The 7,512-nt window shown below is 75.7% G+C and carries 3 protein-coding genes, 1 pseudogene and 1 riboswitch; all 4 genes and pseudogenes read left to right on the top strand.

The features are described from left to right. Positions 1-1,767, top strand: a pseudogene (locus NT8_RS30120) (sigma-70 family RNA polymerase sigma factor); the annotation flags it as partial. A 338-nt stretch (positions 1,768-2,105) separates the two neighbouring features. Then, positions 2,106-3,791, top strand: coding sequence for an NYN domain-containing protein (locus NT8_RS26035; protein WP_067975116.1), 1,686 nt, complete (start codon positions 2,106-2,108; stop codon positions 3,789-3,791). Positions 3,792-3,834: 43 nt separating this feature from the next. Then, positions 3,835-4,389, top strand: coding sequence for a hypothetical protein (locus tag NT8_RS26030; RefSeq protein ID WP_245646339.1), 555 nt, complete (start codon positions 3,835-3,837; stop codon positions 4,387-4,389). Positions 4,390-4,581: 192 nt separating this feature from the next. Further along, positions 4,582-4,790: riboswitch (cobalamin riboswitch) on the top strand. 141 nt (positions 4,791-4,931) lie between these two features. After that, positions 4,932-7,457 (top strand): ribonucleoside-diphosphate reductase subunit alpha, encoded by a 2,526-nt coding sequence (locus NT8_RS26025; protein ID WP_067975111.1) that lies wholly within the window; start codon positions 4,932-4,934, stop codon positions 7,455-7,457. Positions 7,458-7,512 lie beyond the last annotated feature (55 nt).

Genomic DNA, 7,512 nt, shown 5'->3' with positions numbered 1-7,512 from the left:
CCCGGCGCCCCCGACCCCCGCCCGCCCGGCCCCCGGCCCGCGCCGCCGCCCGAGCGGCCCGCGGCCGCGCCGGAACCCGGTCGGCCCGCACCGTCCCCCGCGCCCGCCGCGCCCGGCACGCCCGCGCTGACCGCGGCCATCGACCCCGTCGGCGCCCTCGTCCCCGGGCGGCCGGGCATCGTCGTGCTCACCGTCGCCAACGGGGGCGACCCGGTCGACGGTGACGTCGTGGCCGACGTCACCCTGCCGCGCGGGGTGGTCCTCGACGCCGCAGGGCGGGCCGGCAGCGCGGCCCCGGCCACCCCCGGCGGCTCCGGGTGGAGCTGCGCGGCCGCCGCCGACGGCGCCCGCTGCGTGCTGCCCGGCCTGGACGCGGGCGGCCGCGCCGACGAGTACCTCGGCGTCGCCGTCGCGGGCGACGCCGAGGCGGGCGTCCCGCCCGAGGTCGCCGTCGCCTCCGGCGGCACCGCCGCCACGGCCACCGGCACCCACGGGGTCGACCCCGGCGGGACCCCCGCCCGCTACGCCACCGCCGGGCCGGTGGCCACCACCACCGCCGGCAACGCCCTGCTCACCTGCGTCCCGCCCGAACCGGACGACGACGTCCCCTGGTGGGCGCGCCCGCCCGAGGGGCCGGCGGACCTGCCGTGGCACCCGGACCACTGGGACGGCTCCGACCACCCGGACCATCCGGAGCCCCCGGACCCCCCGGACGGTCCCGGCCGCCCCGGCGGCCCCGTTCCGCCCGAGGGACCGGCCCCGGCGGACCCCGAGGACACCGGCACCCCCGTCACGGACCGACCGGAACCCGGGGCGGAGACCGGACCGGAACCCGCCGACGACCAGCGGCCGCCCGGCGGCCCCACGGCGGCCCCCGGCCCGGCCCCGAGCACACCGCCCCCGCCCCCCGGCCCCGCGCCCGACGAGGCGGCGCCCACCCCCGAGGCCGCGCCCGCCCACGCCGACGGATGCGCCCGCGCCCGCCAGCGCGACGGCGGCCACCGCGACAACGACCTCTGGCCCATGGCGCCCGCCGACCACGACGACGACCCCGCCACCGCCATGTCGAGCGCCGCGGCGTGGACCCTGCCCGAGGGCGCCACCGTCCGCTGGGCCGGGCTCTACTTCTCCGCCGTCGGGGCGCCCGACGGCGCGTCGGCCCGGGTGCGCGGCCCCGGCGCCGACGCCTACACCCGGGTGGCCGCCGACGAGGTCGCCGTCGCCGACCTGCCGGGGCGCCCCGCCTACCAGGCGTTCGCCGACGTCACCGGCCTGGTGCGCGAGCACGGTCCGGGGTCGTGGTGGGTCGCCGACATCCCGGCCGCGACCGGCGCGGGTGCCTACGCCGGGTGGAGCCTGGTCGTCGTCGTGGAGGACCCGGCCGCCGGGTACCACCAGGCCATGGTGCTCGACACGGCGGCGGCCGTCTTCGACGACCCCGGCGGCGTGCGGCTGCCCCTGGCCGGGCTGCTGCCCGCCGCGGTCCCCGCCACCGTCGACACCGTGGCCTGGGAGGGCGACGCCGACCTCACGGGCGACCGGGTGCTGCTCAACGGCGCCCCGCTCACCCCCGGGGCCGGCGAACGCGACCCCGCCAACGCGTTCGCCGGGTCGGCGCGCGGCGCCCAGGGCGACCCCATGGCCTTCGGCACCGACGTCGTGCGGTTCTCGGCCGTGCTGCCGCCCGAACCGGAGCTGCGGCTGGTGTCGGGCCCCGACGCCTACCTCGCGGGGGTGGTCGCGGTGACCGCGCCGATGCGGACCTGAGCCGCCGGCCCCGGCCGCCCCGGCCCGGCCGCCCGGGGCCCCGCCGCGCGGCCGGGGGCGCCGAGCGGGCCCCGAACCGGCGGCCGGATGGGGAAACAGCCGGATTCCGGACGGTCCCCGTGATAAGGGATCGCCCCAGGGGAGCGGGTTTCCGGACACTCGTCGACACCCTTGCGTAGTCGCCCGTACACCCTCGGTATCCGGACCGGCACGCAAACCCCCACAGACTTGGTTAGGCTGTGGCGCGGCCTGTCTATCTGGCCGAGTGCCGATCGCTGGAACGCCCCGGTGCGGAGACCGCACCCGGGCGACCGGAGAATGGGAAGGGGCGGTGTCGCGTGGATCGCTGCGCGCTGTTCGTTGACGCCGGCTACCTCCTCGCCGACGGTGCGATGGCTGTGCACGGAACCCGCAACCGCGATTCCGTGTCATGGGACTACGCGGGCCTCGTGCAACTCCTCAACGAGGTCGCCCGCGACCGCACGGGGCTCCCGCTGCTGCGGTGCTACTGGTACGAGGCGACGGCCGACGGCCGCCGCACCCAGGAGCAGGACGGCATCGCGGACATCCCCGGCGTCAAGGTCCGAGCCGCTCGCATCCGTCCGGGCAGACGGGAGGGCGTCGAGAGCTATGTCCAACGGGACCTGACCACGCTCGCGCGCACCGGCGTGCTGTGCGAGGCGGTGCTGGTGAGCGGCGACGAGGACATGGCCCAGGTCGTGTCGGACGTGCAGGACCTCGGGGTCCGCGTCACCGTCGTGCACATCTCGGTCGAGGGCAACTGGACCATCTCGCGGGCGCTGCGCCGCGAGTGCGACGACCTCATCGAGATCGGCGCCGGCCACCTGCGCCCCTACGTCAACCTGCTGTCGGGGGTCGGCAGCGGCGCCGAGGAGGCCAACGAGACCACCACGCCGCTGAGCAACGGCCGGGCGCGCTCCGCGCCCGACGTCACCCGCCAGCCGGTCGCCGCGCACGCCGGGGCCTCGCGGGTCGAACCCGCCGCCCCGCAGGGCGGCGGCCTCGAGGCGATGTTCGCCGGCACGGGCGCCCAGCCCGCCATGACCGGCAGCGCCATGGACCAGCTCCGCGCCATGCGGCAGAGCCTCGCGCAGCAGCGCGGCGGCGACCACCTCGCCCCCCAGGGCGGCGGGGTCGACGCGTCCCGGCCCGCCACCTCGGGCCCCATCGACGTCAACGGGTTCCCCTCGGGCGGGCACGCGCCGCCGGCCGCGTCGCCGCCCACGGGCGCGCACGCGAGCATGGCGGGCAACCCGCCGACCGGGGCGCATCCGAGCATGGCCGGCAACCCGCCCGCCAACGGCGGCTACGGGATGCCGTCCACGGGCGCCCACCCGAGCATGCGCGGCGGCCAGGGGGGCTACGGGGCGCCGCCCCAGGGGCGCCCGCCGCAGCAGCCGCCACCGGGGCACCAGCCGCCGGGCCACCCGCAGGGCGGCGCGCACCGCGACCCCGTTCTGGGCGGCCAGTACGAGCGCGAGGCCCCACCATCGCGCAACACGCCGCCACCTCCTCCGGCACCGGACCCCCGCTACGGGTCCTCGACGGGGGAGAACCCCGGGTTCGGAGGTAACACCGGACCAAACCCTACTTTTGGGGCCAGTACGGGAACTGATTCCCGCATCGGCGGCGGCTCCGGATCCCCCGCGGACTCCGGGACCGCCACTGGCCCCCGCCCCGACCACCGGCTCCACCACGGGCCCTACACCAACCCCACCCCCACCGTCGGCTACGTGCCCCCCGGTTCGTCGTCGGCGCGCTCGGTCGAGGACGCGGTGAATGTCGCGCGCCAGGAGGGGAACGACTTCGCGGAGTCCATCGCGCGCGACGCGCCCGCCCTCTGGCTGGAGGCGGTCCTCGTGCGCCGACCGCGCATGCCGTCCGACCTGGAGGCGCGGCTGCTCCAGGGGTCGGCGCTGCCGATCGACTTCCTGCTGCGCGACGACGTCCGCGACGCCCTGCGGCAGGGCTTCTGGACCGCGCTCGAACGCGCCCGGGGATGAGTCGCCGATGACGCGGCGCGAAGAGGACCTAGGGAGGGCACCCGTGACCCGCGTGACGACGGCCGACCTCGACCGGTTGGAGTTCCGCGCCGTGCAGTCCGGCGACCACGTCGAGGTCGCCCTGGAACTCCTCGGCCTGGCCAACCGGGTCGACGCCGACAGCGAGATCTCCCGCGCCGAACTGTTCGTCCGGGCGGGCGAGCAGTGGGAGATGGCGCAGGAGTTCGAGCGCGCCTCGGCCGCCTACCAGCGGGCGATCGACGACGGCGGCACCACGATCATCGACGCGCGTGCGCTCCAGGCGGGCGCCCTGTTCGAACTCGACCTGCTCGACGCCGCCTACGGCCAGCTCGAACGGCTGCGCTCCGAGGGCCCGCGCAACCTGCCCACCTACATCCACATCGCCGAGACCCTCCAGGCGCACGGCGACCTGCGGGGCGCCCACACCTGGGCCACGCTCGGCGTCGAGCGGTTCCGGCACCAGGACGTGTCGCCCTACGTCCACGACCTCCTGCTGGAGCTGCTCCGCGCCCGCTACCGCATCCGGGTCGACCTCGGCCTGGACGAGGACGCCCTGGACCGCATGATCGACGGGTAGCGCCGCTGCGGCGCCCCCGGGCACCGGCGGGCCGCCGGGCGTCCGCCGCCTGCGTGCCGGCGCCCCGGCCGGGCCGCCGGGCGCCCGCCGCGGCCGCGCCCGCGCGTACCACACCGGCGCCGGGCCTGTCACCTCGAAATACCGTGACACGCGCTTATATTGCGGTGTTCTCCAACCACTGCCACAAGATGTAGTATCGCTCGCGCTGGTGGTTCACCGGGGGACCGGTGAGGCAAGAGGGAACCCGGTGCGATTCCGGGACTGCCCCGCAGCGGTGAGCGGGAACGACCGCCGTCAACGAGCACTGGGCCCTGCGGGCCCGGGAAGCGACGGCCACTAGGGGGGACCACGACGGTCCGGAGCCCGCGAGTCCGAAGACCTGCCACCGGTGTGCGCGCCTCGCGGCGCGCACCGCATCCGGGGCTTCGAGGGCGGGCCTCCGCGGCGCAGGCATCCCGCCGCCGTCGTTTCGGCGCGGCGGTCCCGCGCGCGTGCTCCACCCGGCGCCCCACCGGCTGTCGTCTACCTGGTTGGAGCCACGCATGACCATCGACACCGAGCCCGCGGCACCCGTCGCGGCCCCTCCGGCCGACCCCATGGAGCGCGTCGCCGCGGTGATCCGGGAGGCGTGCGCGGGGCTCGCCGGCGTGTCGGCCGACGCGGTCCTCGCGGAGACCCGCCGCAGCGTCTACCCCGGCATCCGGCCGCAGGAGCTGGAGCTGGCGATGGTCATGGCCGCGCGCACCTTCGTGGAGGCCGACCCCGACTACTCCCACCTCGCCGCCCGGCTGCTGCTCGACACCCTGCGCCGCGAGGCCCTGACCTTCCTCGGCGGCGCCCCCGACGAGGCCGACCAGGCGCAGATGGCCGCGCGCTACCCCGCCTACCTGGCCGCCTACGTGCGGCGGGGCATCGAGCTGGAGCAGCTCGACCCGGAGCTGGCGACGTTCGACCTCGCCCGGCTCGGCGCCGCCCTGCGGCCCGAGCGCGACCTCGACTTCACCTTCCTCGGCTTCCAGACCCTCTACGACCGGTACTTCCTGCACAGCGGCGGTGTCCGCTACGAGCTGCCGCAGGCGTTCTTCATGCGGGTGGCCATGGGCCTGGCGCTGCGCGAGGACGACCGCGAGGCGCGCGCGATCGAGTTCTACGAGCTGCTGTCGTCGTTCGACTTCATGTGCTCGACGCCGACCCTGTTCAACTCCGGCACCCGGCGCGCCCAGCTGTCCTCGTGCTTCCTGACCACCGTCGGCGACGACCTCCAGTCGATCTTCCACGGGATCAGCAACAACGCGCTGCTGTCCAAGTACTCCGGCGGCCTCGGCAACGACTGGACCCCGGTCCGCGGCATCGGCGCCCACATCAAGGGCACCAACGGGCAGAGCCAGGGCGTCGTGCCCTTCCTCAAGATCGCCAACGACACCGCCGTCGCCGTCAACCAGGGCGGCAAGCGCAAGGGCGCGGTGTGCGCGTACCTGGAGACCTGGCACATCGACATCGAGGAGTTCCTCGACCTGCGCAAGAACACCGGTGACGACCGGCGGCGCACCCACGACATGAACACCGCCAACTGGGTGCCCGACCTGTTCCTGCAGCGGGTCGAGGCCGGCGGCGAGTGGACCCTGTTCTCCCCCGACGAGGTCCCCGACCTGCACGACCTCTACGGCGCCGAGTTCGCCGCCGCCTACACCGCCTACGAGCGCGCCGCCGAGGCCGGCGAGATCCGCGTGTGGCGGCGGGTGCGGGCCGTCGACCTGTGGCGGCGCATGCTCACCATGCTGTTCGAGACCGGCCACCCGTGGATCACCTTCAAGGACCCGTGCAACCTGCGGTCGCCGCAGCAGCACGTGGGCGTGGTGCACTCCTCCAACCTGTGCACCGAGATCACGCTGAACACCAGCGCCGACGAGGTCGCGGTCTGCAACCTGGGCTCGGTCAACCTGGCCCGGCACACCACCGCCGACGGCCTGGACGTCGAGCGGCTGCGCCGCACGGTCCGCACGGCCGTGCGCATGCTGGACAACGTCATCGACGTGAACTACTACACGATCCCCGAGGCGGAGCGGGCCAACATGCGGCACCGCCCGGTCGGCCTCGGCCTCATGGGGTTCCAGGACGCGCTGTTCCGGCTGCGGCTGCCCATGGCGTCCGCGGCGGCCGTGGACTTCGCCGACGAGAGCATGGAGCAGATCTCCTACGCCGCCATCGAGGCGTCCGTCGACCTCGCCGCCGAGCGGGGCGCCTACGCGTCGTTCGAGGGCTCGCTGTGGAGCCGGGGCGTGCTGCCGATCGACTCGCTGCGGACACTCGCCGACGCCCGCGGCGGCGACCTCGACGCGGACTTCTCGGCCCGGCTCGACTGGTCGGGGCTGCGCGAGCGGGTCCGCACCGTGGGCATGCGCAACTCCAACGTCATGGCCATCGCGCCGACCGCCACCATCGCCAACATCACCGGCGTGGGCCAGTCGATCGAGCCGATCTACCGCAACCTGTACGTGAAGTCGAACATGTCCGGCGACTTCACCGTGGTCAACCCCTACCTGGTGCGCGACCTCAAGGACCGCGGCCTGTGGGACGACGACATGGTGGCCACCCTCAAGCTGCACGACGGCAGCCTGGGCGCCGTCGACCGGGTGCCCGACGACCTGAAGGAGCTGTACGCGACCGCGTTCGAGATCGACCCGGCGTGGCTGGTCGACGCGGGCGCGCGGCGGCAGAAGTGGATCGACCAGGCGCAGTCGCTGAACCTGTACATGGCGGCGCCCAGCGGCCGCAAGCTCGACGAGCTGTACCGGCGGGCGTGGCGCGCGGGGCTGAAGACCACCTACTACCTGCGGTCGCAGAGCGCGACCCACGTCGAGAAGAGCACCCTGCGCGGCACCGACGGCCGGCTCAACGCGGTGTCGGCGGTGTCGACGGCCCCGGCCGCGTCCCCGGCTCCGGCCCCCGCTCCGACCCCGGTCCCGGCCGACCGGCCGGACGCGGCCGCCGGCACCGCGCCGGAGATCGACCCGGACGCCGCGTCGATGTGCTCCATCGACGACCCCGACTGCGAGGCGTGCCAGTAGCGGCCGCCCCGCCCCCTCCGCCGGGGCGGGCGGCCTCCAGCGCGGCCGCCCGCCC

Origin of the sequence: Nocardiopsis trehalosi NBRC 14201 (assembly GCF_001552555.1) — a bacterium.
In the GTDB taxonomy this organism is placed as follows: domain Bacteria; phylum Actinomycetota; class Actinomycetes; order Streptosporangiales; family Streptosporangiaceae; genus Nocardiopsis_B; species Nocardiopsis_B trehalosi.
Note: the sequence above shows the minus strand (reverse complement) of the source record. Positions and strands in the feature narration are given on the sequence as shown.

What these genes read in the sequence shown, in the direction of transcription:
- NT8_RS26025 (WP_067975111.1), top strand. Translation starts at nt 4,932, where the DNA reads ATGACCATCGACACCGAGCCCGCGGCACCCGTCGCGGCCCCTCCGGCC.